This window comes from Anoxybacteroides tepidamans, from assembly GCF_014201465.1.
In the GTDB taxonomy this organism is placed as follows: Bacteria; Bacillota; Bacilli; order Bacillales; family Anoxybacillaceae; genus Anoxybacteroides; species Anoxybacteroides tepidamans.
In genome coordinates, this window is the sequence record NZ_JACHEP010000001.1 from 347,261 (window position 1) to 370,288 (window position 23,028).

Sequence of the window (23,028 nt, forward strand, 5' to 3'; positions counted from 1 at the left end):
CGATAAGATAATGGATTCTCTATATTTGTCAAATAAATCACTCATTGCAATCTACCTTTCTTTAACATATTCACACCAAAAGTGTCGCGCAACTGCTACTCAAACTACAATCCTATATTATTTTATTAACTTTACGATGTAAAAACAAAGCAATTATTTGTGTTACCATAACGAACGCGATCAGTATAGAAATGGAAGTTTCATACATCCATCCCATCATACTACTTCCAATAAGCATCGCCAGTCCCAATGTAATGTTGAATATAGCATAAGCACGTCCGCGCATATGAATTGGAATCAAATCTGCGATAGCAGCCTTCATCATCGTTTCTTGAATCCCCATTAGCGCTCCCCAACAAATAACCGCTATCACAATCATCCATGAGTGGTTCACAAACCCCAACAATACAACAGGAATGCTCAAAACCGGAATCCATAGAAGTTCCTTAAATCCATTGCGATCATACCGTTTTCCTACCCATAAGGCAACCATTGCATCCATTCCCATGGCAAGTGCATATAAAATCGGAATCCAAGCAGGTGAAATGATGTGGCGTTGGCTCATATGTAAAGATAATAAGGGAAAGCTTACAAATCCCACCATACTAATAAACGAGAAACCGATATACCGCCAAAAAACACTTGGCAATGTTATATTCGCCTGAACCTGTTCCGTTCCCTTAGGCAAGGATGTTTCCATTGTCTCGGGATTGGGGACTTTGATTCGTAAATAAGAAAGAACGACCAACAAAAGAAACACAGGAATCAACGTCCACATGAATCCCGTCCTGTAGCTGTTTGTTAAGCTGAAGCTAAGCGTCAATAATAAAGGTCCGATAAAGGCACCAGCTTGATCGATCGCTTCGTGAAGACCAAATCCATATCCTGTACCTACTCGTTTTGTAGCGAAAGATAACATAGTATCTTTCCCAGGACTTCGAATGGCTTTTCCCACACGCTCTAAAATAAAAAAGAGAGCTGCTAGCTGCCAATGACCTGTAAAGGCAAGTAGCGGAACCGATAGGAGTAGTGCATAACCAACGTAGGTAATCGTCCAATAGCTTTTTGTTCGATCCACCCAATAACCTGATGCAATGCGCAACACATAGCCCAAAAACTCGCCAACTCCTGTTACCAACCCGATTGCAACAGCGCTTGCTCCCAACGTATGAAGATAAGGGCCCGTTACACTTCGTGCACCTTCGTATGTAATATCCCCAAGCGCACTGATAACCCCAAATAAGATAATAAAACGATAAGCAAGTTTATTTAGGCTTTGTCTTTTTTCCACCAGCTATCCTCTCCTCATTAATAGCCTTAACGATCCGAATGGCCAGTCGATCAACTTCTGTTTTACATATAAAAATCGCTTGATTGGGTGAAATGTTGCTGAGTAGTTGTTCATCGCGCATCGAAGGACAATTTTATCATACAAAATATTACGAATAAGTAAACCATCTTCTATCGACAAATTTTTGCAATAAGGAAAGCGCAAGGTGCCCCCATTTCGCCTACAGGCAACCAAGTAGAGGTACCATCCAAAAAATATTGCCAACGCTTCACATAATATGGTAACCTACTCTTGAACTACTCCCACTTTCACTTCGTTTAGAAGTGGGAGATTCCTACGATCTCCGCTCTGTCACGCGGATGTTTAGTAGGCGATCCCCGCAGTTCCTGCGGTTCAGTTGCCTAACAAGACAACAAGCGAATGGTTTCTTGCAACAAATTTTTTGCAGCGTTCACATCTCGATCATGATGTGTTCCACAAGACGGACACGACCACGCACGCAAGTTTAATTTCTTTACTTCTTTGTTTTGATACCCACAAACCGAACAAAGCTGAGAACTCGCAAAGTGCTTGCTCACCACAATCAACTTGTTTACCATACCACTTTGCCTTGTACTCTAACATCGTTCGAAATTGCGACCACGACACTTCATGAATCGCTTTGGCTAGCTTATGGTTTTTCACCATGTTGGCCACTTGCAAATCCTCCAGCCCGATGACATCGTGGTTTTTGATGATCTCGGTGGAGAGTTTATGCAAGTAATCCATTCGAGCGTTGACGATTTTTTCGTGGATGCGTGCGACTTTCATCCGTTGTTTATACCAATTCGAACCGCCTTGTTTTCGTCTTGCAAGTTTACGCTGCTCTTTCGCTAACTTTTGTTCTAGTTTGCGAAGCCACTTTGGATTTTCATATGCCGTTCCGTCTGAAAGAATGACGAGATGTTTTAAGCCCATGTCGATGCCAACAGATGATCCTGTCTTTGGAAGTGGTTGTACTTCTTCTTCGGTGAGGATGGATACAAAGTACTTGCCTGTTGGATTTCGTCTGATGGTTGCGCAAAGAATACGTCCTTTCACTTCACGACTTTTTGCCAAGCGGACAAATCCAAGTTTGGGTAGTTTGATTTTATTTCCAACAATCGCAATATTGTCATTCGTGTACTTTGTTGTATACGATTGCACGTTATTCTTTTTGGACTTGAATTTGGGCCTATCGTTTTGCTTATTGAAAAAGCGTGTGTACGCATCTGACAAATGTTTGAGGGAGGTTTGTAGTGCAATGCTGTCTACTTCTTTGAGCCAAGCGAGCTCTTTTTTCAGTTTGGTCAATTGCGCAGAGCATGTGTTATACGACAAGCCTTTTCCAGTTTGCTCGTATGTGTCGTTCCATTTGGCAAGAAAATAGTTGAACGCAAACCGCGCGCACCCAAACGTTTTGTTGATAAGCACTTCTTGTTCCTTGTTCGGATAGATGCGAAACTTGTAGGCTTTATTGACAAGCATTGACTTTCACCTCTTTGTATTTTATATATTTTATCATACATCATTTTCATGTACGAAAAGATGAAATACGCACTTGTGCAGATAGAAAAATGAGCTTTCGGCTACGCCTAACCGACATTCATCTCCCACCTATCCATTGGGCTACGCCCTTCACATGCCTTGAGGTGGGAGTCTTCTGTCGGGAAATGATAAAATATGGCTTCTTCTTGTACGAAATGGTTGGCAGAAGCCCAACCAGTCGATAGCGAATCACAATGAAAGAAGGGATGAAATATGATCGGTTTTATCGGCTTAGGCATTATGGGAAGCCGCATGGCGGAAAATTTAATCGACAGCGGCTATGAACTTATTGTGCATAACCGGTCAAAAGAAAAAGCGGCTCGCCTATTGCAAAAAGGGGCGAAATGGGCCGACTCTCCAAAGGAAGTGGCGAAGCAGTCCGATGTCATCTTGACGATGCTCGCCACACCCCGTGCCGTTGAAGCTGTTGCGCTCGGGGAACATGGATTTTTGCCCCACTTCCCTAAAGGGAGCATTTGGGTCGATTGCAGTACAGTCGATCCGGCCTTTACTCGAAAAATGGCGGAGGAATCCGCGAAGCGGGGCATTCGCTTTTTAGACGCCCCTGTCGCCGGTTCAAAAATCCCTGCTGAAAAAGGCGAACTCGTATTTTTCGTTGGCGGCCGAAAAGAAGACTTAGAAGAAATCCTCCCATTGCTCAATGCCATGGGAAAAGCCATCCATCATCAAGGCGAAAACGGAAAAGGAACGTCGATGAAACTTGTCGTCAATCTCATGCTCGCCGAGTCGATGGCGGCTTTTGCCGAAGCGGTCACGTTGGGCGAAGCGCTCGGCCTAGACAAAGAAACGGTAGTCAACACCTTGCTGAACGGCCCAACAACCGCTCCGTTTTTAAACGGAAAAAAGGAACATATTCTCCGCAACTACTTTGCGACAGAATTTCCTCTTGAACATATGCAAAAAGACTTGCAGCTCATGGCCCAATCGGCCTACGAAAACAACGTTTCTTTGCCGCTTGCTAACGCCGCAAAAGAACTATACGGCTTGGCGAAGCAATATGGATGGGGGCAACAAGATTTCTCGGCCATTTACGGACTTTTATCGACCAAAAAGTAGATAAAAGAGGCTGGCTTCAAAAAGTCGATTTAGCGATCTTTTGAGCCAGCCTCGTTGCGTTTTGCCAACTACAAATTGTTACCGCTACTTTCACAGTTCAGGTTTTTCCCATATAGACTACGCCCGTGCTAGACGAACAAGACACTTCCCTATCGCTGGTGAATTGAAAGATCGAATAACTCTCAAATTAACCTATAATTATACAATAGTAGCATGTATTGCCTTGTCTGACTGTAACATTAAATTTCTAACACCTATGTTAAGATTAGCAAATCTTTCGTCACCTATTCCCTCTGTTTTATATCGATAATATATTTGTTGTAATACCGCAGCTATTTTGTAAAAAGAGAAGCTGAGATAGTAATTAAGGTTGGAAATATCTCGTCCTGATACTTCGGCATATAAAATAGCCAACTCTTTTCTCGTCATAAACCCCGGCTGATTCGTTATAGTAGCCAATCCAGTGTCTTCATCTTCCTTCTCTGTCCAATAAGCGAGGCTAATAGCGAGATCTAAAAGAGGATCTCCAATTGTTGACATTTCCCAGTCTAATACTGCGATAATTTCATTAGGATTTTCAATGTTAAATACTATATTATTTAATTTAAAGTCATTGTGAATAATAGTAACTTCTTTAGAAACAGGTATATTGTGTATCAACCAGTTTTCTAGTTTTTCAACAAACGGCAAATCTTCTGTTCTGACTTGTCTATAGCGGTTAATCCAACCATTCACTTGCCTTTGTAAAAATCCTTCTGGCTTTCCCAATGAATCTAGGCCACTTTTATATACGTCAATGCGATGTAAATCAGCTAATTCCTGAATAAAGGATTTAGAAATCTGTTTTTTTATTTTAAGAACGTCCCACTGATTAGGAAGTTGTTTGTCTAATACGATACCCTTTTTCAACTCCATAATATAAAAAGGTTTATCCATTATATTATGATCTTCACAGTATAATAAAGGTTTAGGGGCTTTGGGATACACGGAATAAATCTTTTTTAACAAGTTATATTCTCGATTCATATCATGTGCTTTAGCCGGCAGTTTTCCAAAAGGAGGTCTTCGCAACACCCCTTCCCACTGACCGATGCGTAATAAATATGTTAAGTTCGAGTACCCAGCAGTAAACGGCTTAATCACTAATTCCTCAGTTTCATCCATTAAATTGAACTTTTCTCTTAAGTACTGTTCAACACGAGACCAATTAACGTTTTGGAGCACAAAGATCCTCCTCCATGTTTCGTTCAAACTCTTTGATCATCGAACGGGCTACGACCATACGGTGAACTTCGTCTGGTCCGTCGTAAATTCTTGCCGTTCTTGCCTCCCGGTAAAATCCTTCTAGAGGAGTGTCACCTGTCACTCCTAGAGCTCCATGTACTTGAATGGCTCTATCAATGACGTTATGCAGAACGTTGGCCCCGAAAAATTTGATGATAGAGATCTCTTTTCTTGCCTCTTGGCCATTGTCCATCATCCACGCCGCTTTTAACGTCATTAATCGAAACGCCTCAATTTCTGTTGCAGAATCAGCGATAAAATTTTGGATTATTTGATGATCCGCCAATCGTTTCCCACGTGTTTCCCGCTTCAATGCGTACCCTATCATTAAATCTAAACTTCTTTTCGCGATGCCGATCCAGCGCATGGCATGTGTAATGCGCCCTGTGCCAAGCCTCAGCTGCGCTAGCTTAAACCCTTCTCCTCTCGGTCCGAGCAAGTTTTCTTTCGGAACTCGACAATTCGTGTACCGGACTTCACAATGTCCCCCTGTAAAATGGTCACCAATAACTGGAATTTCGCGAACAATTTCAAACCCAGGATTGTCGTGCTCCACTATAAACAAACTAAATTGCTGATGAGGTGGGGCATCCGGATCAGTTTTGGCCACTACGATCGAAAAACTGGAGCCAACAGCTCCTGTCGTAAACCATTTATGGGCATTAATCACCCATTCATCCCCATCAAGCACTGCTGTCGCTTTTAAAAGCCGCGGATCAGAACCGGATACTTCAGGTTCGGTCATGGCAAAGCACGAGCGAATGTCCCCATTGACAAGCGGGTATAAATATTTCCGTTTTTGCTCTTCCGTCCCTGCGTGCCATAATATTTCACTATTCCCTGCGTCCGGAGCCATGAAACCAAAAACGTAAGGCCCTACAGGACTACGTCCCACCACTTCAGATAACAATGCCAAAGACACAAGACCTAATCCTGATCCCCCCGCTTCTTTCGGCATGTGTGCAGCCCAAAGCCCCATATCTTTGACTTTTTGTTGAAGCGGTTTCAAAATTTCTTCAGGCAGTCCACGATGCGGCACCATATACTTTTCACTCGGATATACATATTCCTTCATAAAAGCTGTCACTTTTTCAAGCATTTCCTTTTGTTCAAACGATGGGCTGAAACTATACACAATCGATCACTCCTCAACCTTTTTGTTATTCATAAAAGTTTACATGCATGTTTCATGCCAAACAAAATGATCTAAACCATCCATTTTTCGCACCAAGAAATGATGAAAAAAGTAATCAAAAACATATATATAAAAATAAAAAATATTCTGTTTTATGGAGGGATAGTTATTAACCATTTACATTCGGAGAAACTCCAAAAACATGTTCAAGATCTAAACGAAAAAATCAAGGAACTACAAGAAAAAATAAACTTGTACGAGAAAGTCATCAATGCTAGCTATGATCCGATCTTTATAGCGGACAAAGATGGGTACGGAATCAAAATGAACGAAGCATACACCCGAGTGACAGGCATAACAGAGGATCAATTAATCGGCCGCCATCTGAAAGACGTCGTTAAAGATGGGATTATATCCGAATCAGTTTCGCTGAAAGTTCTAAAAGAAAAAAAACAGGTGACGATCATCCAACATGTAAACGGAAAGGAACTATTAGTCACCGGTAATCCAATTTTTGATGACAAGGGAAACGTGTCTCATATTGTTACCAACCTACGAAATATATCAGCTCTAAAAAGCTTAGAAGCGGAATTAAGCAGAACAAAAGAACTCGCAAATAAATATTTACAAGAAATCAAGATTTATCAAAAAAAAGAAGATATGATCAGTCATGAAGGAGTAATTGCTAACAGTAGACAAATGTTAAACGTTATTAATTTGGTTCAAAAAATAACACCTTTTAATTCCACAGTCTTGTTGCTCGGAGAGTCTGGGGTTGGAAAAGAAGTAATCGCCAATCTCATTCAAAAATGGAGCACCCGTTCAAACAAACCGTTTATTAAAGTAAACTGTGCAGCTATCCCGAAGGAACTAATTGAATCTGAACTATTTGGATATGAGAAAGGAGCCTTTACCGGCGCTGACAGCAGAGGACGTCCAGGCTTATTTGAACAAGCACATACAGGAACAATCTTTCTAGATGAAATCGGGGAAATGCCACTGCAGCTTCAAGGAAAACTGCTAAGAGTATTGCAAGAATTCGAAGTGACGAGAATCGGTGGTCGACGAACGATTAAAATTGACGTTCGCGTCATATCGGCCACAAATAAAGATTTGGAATCTTTAGTCAAACGGGGTGAATTTCGCGAAGACCTTTACTATAGGTTGAACATTATTCCGATTAAAATTCCTCCGTTGCGTAAACGTCAAGAAGACATCCCTCTACTCGCCAATTACTTTTTAGATCAGGCAAATCAAAAATACCATCTTAACAAACAGCTAACAGACGATGCTTTGCTTGCAATGAAGGCGTATGCATGGCCTGGAAATGTCCGAGAAATGCAAAACTTGATTGAACGGCTTGTCATTACAACGGAAGCGGATGACATCACAGCTTCTCATTTGCCCTTTTCCAATCAAACTGCATTTGTTCCACAGCCTATACAAAAAAAAATGAAAGAAGTGCTGCAAGATATAGAAAGAGAAATGATTTTGAAAGCGATTTCTGAATATAAAACGACAAGAAAAGCAGCCGAAGTGCTTGGCATTAGCCAATCCGCCCTCGTCAAAAAAATGCAGCGGTTAGGTATATAATTCGGCTGATTCATATTTTCATCTATGATTCTTTTCGGAATCACTTTTTATCGCCGGAAATAGCATGTTTAACAACATTATGAACTTTTTTAAATAGTTTATCATTGGCATACAAATTGCATTTAAATTTGGATGAATTTACTTTTAATTTTTGAGTATTAAAAAGGAGGTAATTTATGGATATCAGTCAATTTCCTTCTTTTCGGCTAGACAAAAAAATTGCACTTGTAACCGGTGGAAGCAAAGGCATCGGTCTAGCGATGGCATGCGCTTTAGGGTTACATGGGGCAAATGTCGTCATTGCCAGCCGAAATGTGGGCGATTTAAAAAAGGTGACAGAAGAAATGAGCAGAAAAGGATTATCGTTTTCATGGATCCAAGCGGATGTCACTGATAAGGAAAGCGTCCAGCTTATGATTGAGCAAATCATTCAACAATACGGTCGTCTCGACATCTTAGTGAATAACGCTGGGATGAATATTAGAAAGCCGCTGGTCGAAATCGAGGAAGAAGAGTGGGATCAAGTCTTAAATACGAACCTAAAAGGCATCTTTCTCGTCGGTCAGGCAGTCGCCAAACAGATGATAAAACAAGGAAATGGAAAGATCATTAATATCTCTTCTATATTCGGTGGGGTCGGAATGCCGTTTCAAACGAGCTACGCCGCCAGTAAGGGGGGCATCAATCAATTAACGAAAGTGTGGGCCAGTGAGCTCTCCCCTTATAACATCAATGTGAACGCCATCGCTCCTGCCTATATTAAAACTCCAATGACCGGCGCTTGGCTTCAAGATGAAGAACGGTACCAAGAAATCGTTAAAAATACGATGCTCAATCGTATTGGCGAGCCCGAAGATGTGGCCGGCCCGGTCGTCTTCCTTGCCTCTGATGCCGCAAATTATATAACAGGGCACATCTTGTATGTTGACGGCGGCTGGACAGCTAAATAACCATTATTAAAAAATGGAGGGATTCGATGATTACGGAAGGGCGGTTATACGGGCGAACAGTAAAAATGTTTGCTGAAAGACCAGCGAATGTATACGAAATGCTGGCCCATTCGGCCGCAACATTTCCGACAAACGAAGCGTTGATCAAAGGAGAGACACGGCTCAATTATACAGAACTAAAACAACTCACAGACACCTTGGCCAACAACTTAATGGAGAAACAAATCAAAAAAGGCGACCGCATCGCACTATTGCTTGGCAATGAAATAGAATTCGTACTGACCGTGCTGGCCTGTGCGAAAATTGGCGCCATTTTCGTGCCGCTGAATACGAAGCTCACAGCCAGCGAGTTAATATATATGATGACAAACGCCGGGACGAAGATGCTGATCACCAACAGCCTGCTTGTAAAACCGTTGGAAGACTGGCTCATACAAAGCCAATTCATCCAATATTGCTATTTAACTGACGATCAGCAGCCAGCAAAACGCATGTATTCATTTAAAGATGAACTGCTAAAAGAAACGCCGGGCAGTGAACACCCATATACGTCCCCATCTGAAACAGAGCCACTGTACATTATGTACACTTCCGGAACAACCGGACTTCCAAAAGGGGCCGTCGGCAGCCATATTAACGCCATTCATAGCTGCCTGAGCTATAGACACGTTTTACAAACCGACCATACCGTACGCACTTTAGTCGCCATTCCGCTTTTCCATGTAACCGGCTTGATCGGTCAGCTTCTCCATATGATGTTAGTAGGCGGAACGGTCGTCCTGATGGAACGTTACCAGACCGAAACGGCCATTCGGTTAATCAATCAGGAAAAGATTACATTTTTATTTAACGTGCCGACCATCTATATCATGATGATGTCACATCCGTTATTTAACGCGTTCTCCTATGATTTCGTGCGAATTGTTGCCTACGGCGGGGCCCCGATGTCTAAAGAAACAATCATCCAGTTAAAACGCTGCTTCCCGAACGCTTTCATGCATAACGCCTATGGCGCCACTGAAACAACTTCGCCGACAACGATCATGCCTAAACACTATTCTGAAGAAAAAACAAATTCTGTCGGATTGCCTGTTCCAGTTGCCGACTTAAGAATCGTAAGTGAAGATGGCGCTGACTGCGGACCGGGCGAAATCGGCGAACTGTATATTAAGGGGCCGATGGTCATCAAAGAATATTGGAACAACAAAGAAGCAAACCTTTCTTCCTTTACCGAGGACGGCTATTGGAAATCTGGCGATATTTCCTGTATAGACCAAGATGGTTTTGTTTATATTATGGACCGAAAAAAAGACGTCATCAATCGCGGCGGTGAAAAAATTTATTCAATTGAGATTGAAAATATTTTATATGCCCATCCGAAAATTCTCGAAGCTGCAGTAATAGGAGTTAAAGACCCTTTGTTTGGAGAAGAGATAAAAGCTTATATTGTTAAAAGACCAGGAGAAGAACTAACAGAGGAAGAGGTAATCATCTTTGCTCACAAGCACCTTCCAAAATTTAAAGTTCCGAAACAAATTGAATTTATTGAAGAACTTCCTCGAAATCCAGGAGGAAAAATTTTAAAAAAGAAACTGATTGAAATGTCTCCAGAAAATAACCAATAAATGGGATGATTATTGTTTCAAAGTTTTGAAAGCGTTATCAGTTCAAGGGAAAAATTTAATAAAACAAGGAGGTTTAAAAAATATGGAAATGAAAACACAGACAAGTATGCGAACAAACCATAAAGAAAATCATCCTCTTTCAAAATTAGCTCTCTTTTTTGCTAAAATCGCTGAGAAGTGGTTACCTGACGCATTTGTATTCGCTGTCGTTCTTACGATCATCACTTTTTTAGGCGGTATCATTATCAATAAAAAAAGTCCTATTGATATGGTTAGTTATTGGGGAGATGGTTTTTGGAGTTTATTAACATTCACAGCCCAGATCATCACTACTTTTGTGATGAGTTATGCTTTGGCATTAACCAAACCGGTTTCCCGCTTTCTCGAAAATATAGCCGGCAAATGCAAAACTCCCAACTCAGCCATATTGCTTGTAACATTTACTTCATTAGCTGCCTCATTAATTAGCTGGGCTTTCGGGCTGGTAGTTGCAGGAATTATTGCAAAGCTTGTTGCAAAAAAGGTTCGGGATATTGATTACCGTGTGCTTGTTGCTGCTGGCTATTCTGGGTTTGTTATATGGGAAGGAGGTCTTTCATCCTCCCCAGCCTTGTTTGTAGCTACAAAAAATCATGTATTTCAAGATCAAATCGGTATTATTCCAACTTCAGAAACTATATTCTCTGCTCTTAATATAGCGATTGTAACGGTTATTTTCTTTACATTGCCTTTCATCATGAAATTCATACATCCAGTAAGAAAAGAAGAACGCTTAATTATTGACACAACTTTATTAAATGATTCCGTTGATGACGAAGAACATAAACAGACGAATTTTGTTAATGATAAATTAGAAAAAAGCCGCATCATTACAGCAATGGGCGGGATTCTAGGATTAGCCTATTTAATCATCCATTTTTCTAAAAACGGATTTTCGCTTGATTTAAATACTGTAAACATGCTATTTTTAACATCTGTCCTTTTGCTGTTTGGAAATGTAAAGGAGCTCGGAAAAGGGTTAATTAAATCAAGTAATAGCGTTGGGCAATTTGTTTTGCAATATCCTTTTTATGCAGGGATTATGGGAATGATTTCTGCATCCGGTTTGGCAGAGTGGTTATCCAACTTATTTATAAAATTCTCGACTAGTTCAACACTTCCGTTATTTACGTTTTGGGCAGCAGGACTTTTGAACATGTTTATCCCATCTGGTGGTGGTCAATGGGCCGTACAAGCGCCTATTGCTATTCCAGCTGCGTTAGAAATGGGAACTGATCCTGCTAAAATAGTCATGGCAATCGCTTGGGGAGACGCATGGACTAATATGATTCAGCCTTTTTGGGCAATCCCTCTCCTTGCTATTGCAGGTCTTAGAATCAGAGACATCATGGGATTTACTACTATAACACTAATTTATACAGGTATAGTTATTTCTGTATTTATGCTGATTTTATAATCAGGATGAACATCTAGTATTCAAATTTAAGGATCGCTACCCAAAAACGAGCGTTTTTGGGTAGCCGTAACCGTAAGCAAAAAACTATATAACTGTAGATGAGCAAATTTACTAACACAAATTTACAACCAAACAAAAAAGAAGACATGAACCCGATTCCTTGGTTAGAATAGATGTGCCACCAAACCATTCACACAAGGAGGTTCATGTCTCATGAATAGATTAGCACATCATCAAGGAATCCACAAGTTTTTGACGATGTTGGGGTGGGCACTTTATTTCTCAAAACCTGTCATGAAGCATCTCGTTCATCTTGTGGATGCGATGATAACCAAGGGATTTTCGGGAACACTGACCGATCTACATCATGGGAGTTTTCATCCGAACCATCGCACAACACTCAGCCATTTTTTCACGAAAAGCCCGTGGGACGAAGAAATATTGCTTCGCAAACTCCAACACTGGGTGCTTCATCGTGTCGAATGCAGCGCGAAACGAGAGAATCAACCCATTTTTGTTTCGATCGATGATACGATTTGCCAAAAAACAAAGCCCTCGTCACGGGCAACACACGCGATCCAAGGGTGTGATTGGCATTATTCTCACGCGAATAAAAAGTCTGTCTGGGACATTCTCTCGTTTGGCTCATGGTTCATACGATGACTCAAGCGTTTCCTTTTGCCTTTCGCCTCTATGACAAGAAGGCTGGGAAAAGCAAAGGGGAACTCGCGATGGAGATGCTTTCTTCTTTAGATATACGCCAACCCGTTTATGTGCTCATGGACTCTTGGTATCCATCGAAAGCCCTCGTGGGAGCCTGCTTGAAAAAAGGGTTCCACGTCATCGCGATGCTGAAGACGAATCGGATTCTCTATCCAAAAGGGACGGCAATCCAAGCAAAGGAATTTGCCAAATCTATCGAGTCACGGGATACCCGCCTCGTCACGGTGGGAGAAGAGCGTTATCGAGTGTATCGCTACGAAGGTGCTCTGAACGGTCTCAAGGATGCAGTGATGCTCCTCGCTTGGAAAGCGGATCAACCGATGACATCGGAACATCTTCATTGCGTTTTGAGCACGGATCGCGAGCTGAGCGATGAAGACATCCTGCGCTACTACGCTGAGCGTTGGTCGATCGAATGTTTTTTCCGTCAGGCAAAAGACCAACTGAAGCTCGATGGGTACCGCGTTCGTCAAGTTCGTGCGGTGAAACGGTATTGGATTTTGGTACAACTGACTTATGTATACAGCATGTTCGAGTCCAACAGCGATTTTTCGAATGGGCTCGACCTTCTCCGAACGAAGAAAGCCAACAGTATGGTCGAATTTATCTACAGCGCAGCAAAACAAAATATTCCCATTGATGCCGTGAAAAAACAGCTCCACGTGGCATAAGGGGTACCCTGTTTGTCTCTTTTTATATGGTATTATTGTTATAAAAATTGCTCAACTACAGTAAATAATAAAAATTCAGGGAATTCCGCTGTTTTGTTGTATAATAAGGGCATGAAAACAACAGCGAAATTCCCTGACTCAACCCTTACAACTGAAGATCTCCTCAGCGCTTGGAAATGCTTGAAAAGCAAAATGCAGAATTAGAGGTGAAGCTAAAAAAGCAACAGGAGTTGGAAGCCAAATTAAAATGGTATGAAGAACAGCTTCGCCTTCTGCAGCATAAACGCTTTGGCGTTTCGAGCGAAAAAACCCTTCCTGGTCAATTGGAACTATTCAACGAAGTAGAAAACGAATCCAACCTTGAGTTGCCGGAACCTACTTTGGAGTCCATTCGTTATCAGCGCCGTCGGAAAACACGCGGTCACCGCGAAGCGATGCTTGAAAACCTGCCTGTGGAAACGGTCGAATACCGTTTATCCGATGAGGAACAGGTCTGTTCGTGTTGCGGTGGAGCTCTACATGAAATGAGTACGGAAGTACGCCAAGAACTTGTCTATATTCCTGCGGAATTAAAAGTAGTCAAACATGTGCAATATGTCTACTCTTGTCGCCATTGTGAACATCATGAGATCGAAACACCGATCAAAACAGCGTCTAGGCCGAAATCCGTCATTCCGGGTAGTTTTGCCTCTCCTTCTATTTTGGCGCATATTATGACGCAAAAATATGTAGAGGGGCTCCCGTTATATCGCCAAGAGAAACAGTTTCTGCGAATGGGCATCCCTCTTTCCCGGCAAACATTTGCCAATTGGATGGTAAAAGGAGCGGAACGGTGGCTGAGTGTGCTGTATCATCGGATGCATGAGCTTCTTCTGGAGATTGATATTATTCATGCCGATGAAACTACCCTTCAGGTTCTTCAGGAACCTGGAAGACCGGCTACTTCTACGTCCTATTTATGGCAGTATCAGACAGGAATAGAAGGACCGCCTATCATCCTTTATGATTATCAGGAAACGAGAGCTGGGGAAAACCCAAAGAATTTCCTAAACGGTTTTCAAGGCTATTTGCAGGTGGATGGATACGCAGGGTACCATCAAGTGCCAAATGTAACCTTGGTTGGTTGTTGGGCTCATGCGCGTAGAGGATTTACAGACGCACTAAGATCCATACCTGCCAATAGCGTGAAACCAGTAACCGCAACCGAAGGTCTGAATTTCTGTAATCAGCTGTTTGCGGTGGAACGTAAATTAAAAAATTAGATCCTAAAGATCGGTATGAAGAACGTCTAAAACAAAGCAAGCCTATCTTAGACGCTTTTTTGTCATGGCTTCAAAAGCAAGAACAGCACGTGTTGCCAAAGAGTGCGCTAGGAAAAGCCATTGCGTATTGTCTGAACCAATGGGACAAATTAGTCGCCTTTTTAGAGGACGGGCGACTGGAGATCGATCATAATCGCAGCGAGCGCTCCATCAAATCGGTTGTCATCGGAAGGAAAAATTGGCTTTTCGCCAATACACCGCAAGGTGCACGGGCAAGTGCCATCATCTACAGCATTGTGGAGACAGCGAAAGCGAATCAATTACATCCATATTACTACCTTCGCTATCTTTTTGAGCAGCTTCCCAATATGGATTTGTCAGACAAGAACGCATTGGACCAAATGCTTCCTTGGTCAACCACACTCCCCTGTTATATGTATTGCTTTTCATCAGCTAACTAAATAATACCTCAAGCCCCGGCCTTCAAAAAGGTGGGGGCTATTTGACGTTTACGTTCCTTTTCTGTACGTTGTGGTTCTGTTTTCTCCATAAACGACGTGGTTACCGCAAATAGTGGTTCTTCTGTTAGCACAATATGTTGTTTTTGCAACTCCTCGTTATTCAGCCGATACGATTTCGTTTGGTCGACTTTATTTTTGTTAAAGTTGCCCGACTCGATGTACCCAAGCCGTTCGAGCTTACGAACGACACGGCGGATCGTACTTGGCGACCAAAACGGAAGACGTTTTTGCCATTCCTCGTATGTCAACACTACCCGATCCCCACCCGTTTCTTGAAGCAGCTGATGAAGATCGCAAAGAACAATGCTTTCATTCAACCCAATTTGGCAAGCAAGTTGATTGGAAATATACATAATATCTCAACCTCCCATTTCGTCAACCGTAAAAATTGGCAAGTTTCCTCTTACTTCATCTATCGCTCCAAGACTATTGAAAGGATAGAGGATCACAAAATTTTTTTAAAAACACGAACAGCGTCTGTCGCTGTTCCTAAAAAATCCATTGGGAAATCACCGCTAAAACTCGTGCACAGAAAAAAAAAGCAACCCCTTCAAGAGTTGCTTTTCATCCGCTTATTTTTGCGCTGTCCAATTGGCAAACGGATAAATCGGATCGCGCAATTGAAACTCATACGTATAGCCATCGACAATTCCTACTACTTTGTCACTGTCATATAAAGCAAGCAAAAATTCCGCCATTTCTTTTGCCGTATGAAATTTCGGCACAGTAACATGGTAATCAAACTCATTTACATCAAATGCACGTTTAGCAAACTCGGTTTCGGTCGCTGCTGGCGCCAACACTTTTGCTTTCATTTTCGCTCCTTGTGCCGCCAACTCATGCGCTAATCCTTCCGTAAAAGCACTCACGTAAACTTTTTCTATTTCAATGCTGAATAGTTACGCGTAATTTCTCATCGGTTAACCTTTCAACAGGATTTTCTCACGTAATGCCATATAGTCTATTGCTTCCGCAAGATTTGCGAATGATTAATTCTGGCTCAACCATTACTGCTTTTGGCTGAAATTGACGGTGTATAATATCCTTTAGCATATGTGCGGCAAGTCGTCCGATTTTCTCTTTATCTTGGCGAACGGAAGTTAAAGGAGGATCGGTATAGTTGCACGCCTCGACATCATCGCATCCAACGATCGCAATATCCTCAGGCACTTTTAATCCTTGTTCCTTCATCGCTTTCATTGCCCCAAAGGCCATCAAATCCGAAGCAGCAAATACAGCTTCAGGATGATGTGACGAGCTCAATATTTTTTTCATCGCCTCATAGCCGCTTTCCATGAAGAAATCCCCTTGTGCGAACCATTCTTCATGGATGGTTAAACCAAACTCTTTCATCGTATTCCGAAATCCTTCTTCGCGAATTTTTGTCACTTGCGCCCCTGGCAAGCCACCAATGTAACCGATATGTCGATAACCACACAAGTAAAAGTGCTCTACTACTTTAGCAGAGATTTTATAGTTATCTGTCATAATGTAAGCGGAACGATTCCCTTCAAGTGGGATATCGACCCCGATGCAAGGAATATCGCTCATGTCTAAACGGTAGATGGATGGTTGCACTTTTTCACCGCTAATGATGATTACCCCATCCACCTTGTAGCGCATCGCACGCTGGTAGTAATCTTCCTCTCCTTCTTCAAATCGCTCATTTGAAAAAAAGAGGAGGTCATAACCGAACGATCCCATTGTTTTTTTGAAGGAGTTCATGACCTCGATAAAAAACGGATGGTTGAAATCCGCATTAATTTCTCCCGCATAAATGACGCCTACAAGCCTTGACTTATGGGTCGTATCCTTTTGAATTCGGGCAGCGACATACCCGGTTTGCTCCATAATTTCCAACACTCTTTTTTTCGTTTCTTCACCAACATCATGATAGTTATTTAACACTTTTGATACCGTACCTGGTGACACACCCGCTAATTTTGCTATTTCTTTAATGGTGATTTTCATAGGATCCCTTCTCAACTTCATAATCTTACCTTCATTATAGCACAAATTTTCCCGATAAAAACAAACACACTTTGCTAGACGGCTGTGTCACTATTGTTTCACGGATCCTTGCATCAAACTTGAAATGAACAATTTATTAAAGATTAAGAACACGACAATTAACGGTAATGTTGCCCAAAATGTTCCCGATAAAATCATGCCGTAATCTCTTACGTATGCATCTTGAAGTGCCCGGATGGCAATTTGAATCGTGTAGCTTGACTCGTCTCTTAATACAGTTAACGGCCATAAGAAATCGTTCCATACGAACATGAATGTCAAAATGCCGAGCGTCGCAAAAGCTGGCAAAATCGATGGAACGACGATGTTCCAATAAATGCGGAATATGCTACATCCATCGATTTTCGCCGCTTCAATTAATTCGTCTGGAATCGCATCTTTAATATATTGACGCATCCAGAAAATACCGAAAGCGTTCATTAAGCCTAGAACGATAATTGCTTTTAAATCGTTAAGCCAACCTAATTTCGTAATAATGAAGTATTGTGGAATTAATCCTAATTGCGGCGGAATCATCATCGTAATCAAAATGACGGTAAACAGCTTCTCTCGCCCTTTAAACTGCAACTTTGCAAAAGCAAAACCTGCTAAAGAACAGAAAAACAAAACACCAATTGTTGTAACGCTGGCGACAACGAAAGAGTTCCACATCGCGCCGAAAAAGTCGATGTTTGCTAATACATTTTGAAAGTTTTCCGTTAGCTTATCCCCTGGTACAACAGCTGGCGGCAATTTATTAATGACATGATTCGGTTGCGTCGCCATCACAAACATCCAGTACAGAGGAAAAACGGATAATAGCGCACCGATAATTAAAAGAACGTGGATCGTTACTTTATTCACAAATCCTTTTTTACGTAGCGTGGCCATCTTTATTCACCCCCATGCTTTTACTTACCCGATTTATCTAAACGATTGGACGCGAAAAAGTTAATCGTCGTGAACACAATAATAAGTAAAAATAGCGAGACGGCTGTCGCGGATGCTGTACCGAACGCGTTATTTGAAAACGCTTCTCTCCATAAATACAGAACGATTGTCATGCTTTCTTCCCTAAAGCCACTTCCAAAAATAAGAGGTTCTGCAAAAATTTGAAGCGAGCCGATCGTTGCCGTAAATACGACGAACACAATAATCGGTTTCAACATCGGTACGGTAATGAAAAGAAACTGTTGCCATTTTTTCGCTCCGTCAATTTCAGCTGCTTCATAAAGATCTTTCGGAATGCTTTGCAACCCCGCTAGAAAAATAATCGAGTTATATCCAACCCATCTCCAAAAAATCATCGTCGCAATCGCAATTTTCGCTCCCCATTCAGACGTTTGCCAGCTGACTGGTGAAATTCCAAACAATCCAAGTGTTGCATTGACTAACCCTGCTTCTTGTTCGCTAAATAAAACGGTAAAAACAATCGCAACCGCTACAATCGATGTAACGTTTGGCACGAAGTAAGCGACACGAAATACACTTTTGAACTTCACGATTGCTGAGTTTAAAGCAACCGCTAAAATTAAAGCTGCGACTAACTGTGGACCTGTCCCTAGAAGACCGATTACAAGCGTGTTATAAATTGATTTCCAAAATAGTGGATCGGTAAAAATAAGTGAAAAATTTTTGAATCCGACAAACGTCATTTCGCCAAACCCATTCCATTTTTGAAACGCTAAATAAAAGCTAAACAGCATCGGAAATGCGCCGAATACAGCAAATAAAAGGAAAAATGGAGAAATAAACAAATAACCAGCTAATGCTGTTTTTTTCTTGTCACTCAATCCTTTTGGACGGACGGTTGTATTCGTATGATTATGGGATACCATTGTATTTCCCTCCAAAAAATCATGATGGAGGAAGGAATACATCCCTTCCTCATGCCTTTTATTGACGTTCAAGTTGACGCTTAATGCGTTTGATTGCTTCTTTCCATTCTTTTTCTGGATCTGCTTTTTTCTTCTGCACGTTTGTCAATGCTTTTAAAATTTCTGATTGAACGACTGTGTAGTTTTTACCCATATAAACTGTTTTTACTTTTTGAGCTGCTTCTGCGAATACTTGAGCTGTATTCACCCCACCGAAGTACTCATCTTTGTAATCTTTAAACTCAGGTGCATCATACACAGAAGGAGTGGATGGGAATAAGCCCATGTCTTTGAATGATTTTAACTGTTGCTCAGGAGCAACAAGCCATTGAATAAATTCATATGCTTCTTTCGGATGTTTCGACTCTTTTGGAATTGTTAAATACGAACCACCCCAGTTGCCTGCTCCACCTGGCATATTTGTAATTAACCATTTACCAGCTGAATTCGGCGCATTTCCTTTTACAACCCCTTGCATCCACGCAGGCGCAAGCAATGTCGCATAGTTTCCTTTTTCCATTGCATTCCCCCATTCAGGAGTCCACAATCCGTTGCTGCCAAGATAGCCTTTTTGAATTAAACCAACTGTGTAATCATACGCTTGTTTAATGTACGGCTCTTTTTCAATAAGCAATTCTTCCTTCTCATTGAAATATTGTACAGGCGCTTGATCACGTAATGCGTTGTATACAAGCTCGATATTATCTGCAATCGGTTTGCCTGTTTTTTCTTTAATCGTTGCGGCAACTTGTGCATATGCATTCCAGTCTGAAATTAATTTCGCAACCTCTGCTGGATCTGTCGGAAGTCCTGCTGCTTCAAACACGTCAGCACGATAAAACATCGCCGTCGGACCGATATCTGTTGGAAGTCCGAACAAAAAGCTACCATCTGCACTTTCACCAATACGCCATTTCCAATCTAAATATTGATCTTTAATATCTTTTGCACCAAAATCGTATAAGTTATAAAAACGATCTTGCGCTTCACGGTAACGTTCAATGTTGTTTACTTCAATCATCGCGATATCCGGCGCACCACTTCCAGCTGATAAAGCTGTAAATAGTGCGTTATGATGGTCCTCGAACTGTTTCGATTGGATTTTAATTTCAACGTTCGGATGATCTTTCATATATTCTTCTGCTAATTTTTCATAGCCTGTGCTTCCAAATACCCACATATTTAGCTTTACTTTTTCACTTGAGCTATTTTCTTTCGAATCGTTTCCACTTTGAGACTGATTGCTGCACGCAGTTGCAAACATGAACACGAACACCAATAACAACATGAGAGCTCGCTTTTTCATTTTCTTTCCCCCTCGTTTTCCACAAAATTTTTGACGCTGTCAACCACATACGACCTGCCCGTTTCATTTGCCCATTTGACGTTTTCACGTTATAATTCTCATAGTTTTTAGTTTTCTTTGTAATAGCGGTCAACCCCCAAAACTTCGCGCTATTACAAGGAAAACTTTTTTCTTTCTCCCATCACCTCCTTTATCGATTTTCTTCTGCTTGAAATCCGTTGTTTATAATTGTTTCTTTATACCATAATGCGCTCTTTTTCGGAATTCGCTCTAACGTTTCATAGTCAACGTATACAATGCCGAAGCGCTTATCATAGCCAAACGCCCACTCAAAGTTATCAAACAACGACCATACGTAATATCCTTTCAAATTTACTCCTTGTTCAATTGCGCGGTGACAAGAGATTAAATGTTGTTGTATATAAGCAACTCGCTCATCGTCTTCAACTTCACCTTGTTCATTAATGCGATCTTTGTATGCGGCACCGTTTTCAGTAATGTATAGCGGAATATCGCCATAATCTTTTTTCAATCGCACCATCAAATCAAACAGACCGTTCGGATTGACTTCCCAACCCATATCCGTCACTGGTCTTCCTGTACTTACGTGCTCGAATACAATTGGCTCTCGCTCACCCCTTTTCCAATCTTTTAATGTCGCCGTCGAATAGTAGTTAAATCCGAAAAAGTCAATTGGCTGCTGAATCGTTTGTAAATCCCCTTCTTGATAAACATTCGGTAAATAATCTTTATACACATCTAACATGTCTTGTGGATATTGTCCTTTAAAAATCGGATCTAAAAACCAACGATTCATAAAGCCATCCCACTTTTGCGCTGCATCAACTGCTTTTTCATCTTGTGGATCCGCAGCACACGCAGGTGTCAAGTTCAACGTAATCCCAATTTCTCCATCTTTCGGGCCGATTGCTCGGAACGCTTTTACCGCTTCCCCATGAGAGAGAAGAACGTGATGAGCGGCTTTTAAAAACGACGTGAAATTTTGAATGCCTGGCGCATGTTCCCCATTACCATATCCTAAATACGTCACAACCCACGGTTCATTATGGGTGATCCATTTTTTCACGACATCCCCAAGGTTCTCATAAAGAAACGCGGCATATTCTTGAAAATAATCAACAATATCGCGATTTTCCCAGCCACCTTTCTCTTGAAGAGTCTGCGGCATATCCCAATGATAAATCGTCAACATCGGCTCGATACCGTTCTCTAACAATTCATGTACAAGCCGTTTATAAAAATCTAAACCGTTTTCGTTAAACTTGCCCGGCGTTTCGGAATAAAGTCTCGCCCAACTAGTCGAAAATCGATATGACTTCAAATGAAGCGCTTTCATTAATGCGACATCTTCAACATAACGATTGTAATGGTCGATCGCGATATCACCATTATCGCCATTCGCTACTTTGCCAAGAATGCGCGAAAAGTGATCCCAAATGGAATAAACTTTGTCTTCACCAGTTGCTGTTCCCTCAATCTGATATGATGAAGTGGCAGCGCCCCATATGAAATCCTTCGGAAACTGAAACATGTTTCGAACCCCCTACGAAAATTTTCGTAAACAACAAATTAAAAAATCGCTTTCTTTCATTTGTTTCGTAATTTCATCATAACAAGAATACATAATTAAATCAATAAAAATCTTGTTAAAACTAAAAAAATTCACTTTACCCAAATTATTTATCTGTATTTTATACAAAAATTTTCGTTAAAATGAACAAATAACGAAAAACAACAAGAAACTTATACATCAAAAATTCTACATATAAATAAAAAAGCTGATCACCATAACGTGTGCTTGGCGTCTGAAAAAACTAAGCACAACTTTTGGTGAACAGCCCCTTTTTTGTTTTTTAAGACCTTTTTTGTATCTCAACATGAACTGCTTTCATCATCAGCAAATTGGTTCTCCATTTCATATTTCACCGCTTCCCAACAACCAAACCGCTGCCCCAATCGCCGCTATTGTGCATAGCATAAACCTCACTTGCAGCTTCTCTCTCTCGATTATTACTAGCAAAAATGATATACTTTCTTATTCCCCATCCAGCTAGCCAAGCACCAACTATCACCGTCGCAAGACTAAACAAAAAACGCCCGTTCGGAAACTGATCCGCTGTGATGCTGCTAAAAAGGAGCGAACGAAACGAAAAATAAACTACCCCCGCTAATCCAATCGTATAAAACAACATGACTAACCACTTACTCATTTCTTCCCTCACCTTTCAACCACCCTCTTGAACGGGACACTTCCTTGCGTAACGGTGCAAGTTTTTCATTAATTCGCGCCGTTAATTGTTGACCTTTCATTTTTTATGTTCCCCTAAGCTATCTTCTTCAGGAGCGACACGCGAAGTCTTTACACAAATTGGATAAAGAATCCCTTCTTCTGTCCACGCGTTTTCGTCACATAAAAAGTGTGTAAATGATCATCATCCCAGTCAAAAGCAATTTGTAGCACGCGGTGAAATTCAGCAAACGTCATATCACTAGGAACTTGCAGCCGTCTCCAGACAGATGGTCGTACACCTTTTAACTTAACTTTTAACTGATAAATCATCTTTCTTCATTCCCCCATGGTAAATATTGCACCTGAATCCGTGACAACTTCTTCTCATAAGTACCCAAAAATCCGGTCATATCAAAGTTTTAGCTCATTT

Annotated in this window: 16 protein-coding genes and 4 pseudogenes; 7 read left to right on the forward strand and 13 right to left on the reverse strand. The window is 41.3% G+C overall.

Annotated elements, in window-relative coordinates; all coding sequences use genetic code 11:
- Window positions 1-112: 112 nt before the first annotated feature.
- Complete coding sequence (locus HNQ34_RS01720) at window positions 113-1,291, reverse strand: MFS transporter (RefSeq protein WP_183251024.1); 1,179 nt, start codon at window positions 1,289-1,291, stop codon at window positions 113-115.
- Window positions 1,292-1,692: 401 nt separating this feature from the next.
- Window positions 1,693-2,797 (reverse strand): annotated as a pseudogene (gene tnpB, locus HNQ34_RS01725) (IS200/IS605 family element RNA-guided endonuclease TnpB).
- A 273-nt stretch (window positions 2,798-3,070) separates the two neighbouring features.
- Here tnpB and HNQ34_RS01730 point away from each other — a divergent pair.
- The gene (locus HNQ34_RS01730) at window positions 3,071-3,934 is read left to right on the forward strand and encodes an NAD(P)-dependent oxidoreductase (RefSeq protein WP_183251025.1); all 864 of its coding nucleotides are present in this window, start codon (window positions 3,071-3,073) and stop codon (window positions 3,932-3,934) included.
- 198 nt (window positions 3,935-4,132) lie between these two features.
- On the opposite strand, the gene HNQ34_RS01735 is transcribed toward HNQ34_RS01730, so the two are convergent.
- On the reverse strand, window positions 4,133-5,158 hold the full coding sequence (locus HNQ34_RS01735; RefSeq protein WP_312856076.1) for a phosphotransferase family protein: 1,026 nt from the start codon (window positions 5,156-5,158) through the stop codon (window positions 4,133-4,135).
- The gene (locus tag HNQ34_RS01740; protein ID WP_183251026.1) at window positions 5,142-6,353 is read right to left on the reverse strand and encodes an acyl-CoA dehydrogenase family protein; all 1,212 of its coding nucleotides are present in this window, start codon (window positions 6,351-6,353) and stop codon (window positions 5,142-5,144) included. Before HNQ34_RS01740 ends, HNQ34_RS01735 begins: the two co-directional genes overlap by 17 nt.
- A gap of 252 nt (window positions 6,354-6,605) precedes the next feature.
- Between HNQ34_RS01740 and HNQ34_RS01745 the strand changes: the two genes are divergently transcribed.
- The 6 genes and pseudogenes from HNQ34_RS01745 to tnpC all read left to right on the forward strand — a co-directional run bounded on the left by HNQ34_RS01745 (window position 6,606) and on the right by tnpC (window position 15,094).
- Window positions 6,606-7,946, forward strand: a complete 1,341-nt coding sequence (locus HNQ34_RS01745) for a sigma-54 interaction domain-containing protein (protein WP_246363667.1) — start codon at window positions 6,606-6,608, stop codon at window positions 7,944-7,946.
- Between the two features lie 176 nt (window positions 7,947-8,122).
- A complete protein-coding gene (locus tag HNQ34_RS01750; protein WP_183251028.1) occupies window positions 8,123-8,896 on the forward strand; it encodes an SDR family NAD(P)-dependent oxidoreductase in 774 nt (257 codons plus the stop codon).
- Window positions 8,897-8,922: 26 nt separating this feature from the next.
- A complete protein-coding gene (locus tag HNQ34_RS01755) occupies window positions 8,923-10,521 on the forward strand; it encodes a class I adenylate-forming enzyme family protein (RefSeq protein WP_183251029.1) in 1,599 nt (532 codons plus the stop codon).
- A gap of 82 nt (window positions 10,522-10,603) precedes the next feature.
- On the forward strand, window positions 10,604-11,977 hold the full coding sequence (locus HNQ34_RS01760) for a short-chain fatty acid transporter (RefSeq protein WP_183251030.1): 1,374 nt from the start codon (window positions 10,604-10,606) through the stop codon (window positions 11,975-11,977).
- A gap of 213 nt (window positions 11,978-12,190) precedes the next feature.
- Window positions 12,191-13,371, forward strand: a pseudogene (locus tag HNQ34_RS01765) (IS701 family transposase).
- A gap of 176 nt (window positions 13,372-13,547) precedes the next feature.
- Window positions 13,548-15,094: pseudogene (tnpC, locus tag HNQ34_RS01770) on the forward strand (IS66 family transposase).
- A gap of 8 nt (window positions 15,095-15,102) precedes the next feature.
- Here the strand turns inward: tnpC and HNQ34_RS01775 are convergent.
- From HNQ34_RS01775 to HNQ34_RS01815, 9 genes and pseudogenes are all read right to left on the reverse strand, one after another.
- Window positions 15,103-15,507, reverse strand: coding sequence for a hypothetical protein (locus tag HNQ34_RS01775; RefSeq protein ID WP_183251031.1), 405 nt, complete (start codon window positions 15,505-15,507; stop codon window positions 15,103-15,105).
- Between the two features lie 219 nt (window positions 15,508-15,726).
- Window positions 15,727-16,032 (reverse strand): annotated as a pseudogene (locus HNQ34_RS01780) (SDR family NAD(P)-dependent oxidoreductase); the annotation flags it as partial.
- Window positions 16,033-16,096: 64 nt separating this feature from the next.
- The gene (locus HNQ34_RS01785) at window positions 16,097-17,146 is read right to left on the reverse strand and encodes a LacI family DNA-binding transcriptional regulator (RefSeq protein WP_183251032.1); all 1,050 of its coding nucleotides are present in this window, start codon (window positions 17,144-17,146) and stop codon (window positions 16,097-16,099) included.
- A gap of 69 nt (window positions 17,147-17,215) precedes the next feature.
- On the reverse strand, window positions 17,216-18,055 hold the full coding sequence (locus HNQ34_RS01790) for a carbohydrate ABC transporter permease (RefSeq protein WP_183251033.1): 840 nt from the start codon (window positions 18,053-18,055) through the stop codon (window positions 17,216-17,218).
- Between the two features lie 20 nt (window positions 18,056-18,075).
- Window positions 18,076-19,002 (reverse strand): carbohydrate ABC transporter permease, encoded by a 927-nt coding sequence (locus tag HNQ34_RS01795; RefSeq protein WP_183251034.1) that lies wholly within the window; start codon window positions 19,000-19,002, stop codon window positions 18,076-18,078.
- Window positions 19,003-19,060: 58 nt separating this feature from the next.
- A complete protein-coding gene (locus tag HNQ34_RS01800) occupies window positions 19,061-20,347 on the reverse strand; it encodes an ABC transporter substrate-binding protein (protein WP_183251035.1) in 1,287 nt (428 codons plus the stop codon).
- A 190-nt stretch (window positions 20,348-20,537) separates the two neighbouring features.
- On the reverse strand, window positions 20,538-21,899 hold the full coding sequence (locus tag HNQ34_RS01805; protein ID WP_183251036.1) for a GH1 family beta-glucosidase: 1,362 nt from the start codon (window positions 21,897-21,899) through the stop codon (window positions 20,538-20,540).
- Window positions 21,900-22,290: 391 nt separating this feature from the next.
- Window positions 22,291-22,578, reverse strand: coding sequence for a hypothetical protein (locus HNQ34_RS01810; protein WP_183251037.1), 288 nt, complete (start codon window positions 22,576-22,578; stop codon window positions 22,291-22,293).
- Between the two features lie 149 nt (window positions 22,579-22,727).
- Window positions 22,728-22,928 carry a plasmid pRiA4b ORF-3 family protein gene (locus HNQ34_RS01815; RefSeq protein ID WP_183251038.1) on the reverse strand — a complete coding sequence of 67 codons (201 nt, stop codon included), beginning with the start codon at window positions 22,926-22,928 and terminating at the stop codon, window positions 22,728-22,730.
- Between the last annotated feature and the right edge of the window lie 100 nt (window positions 22,929-23,028).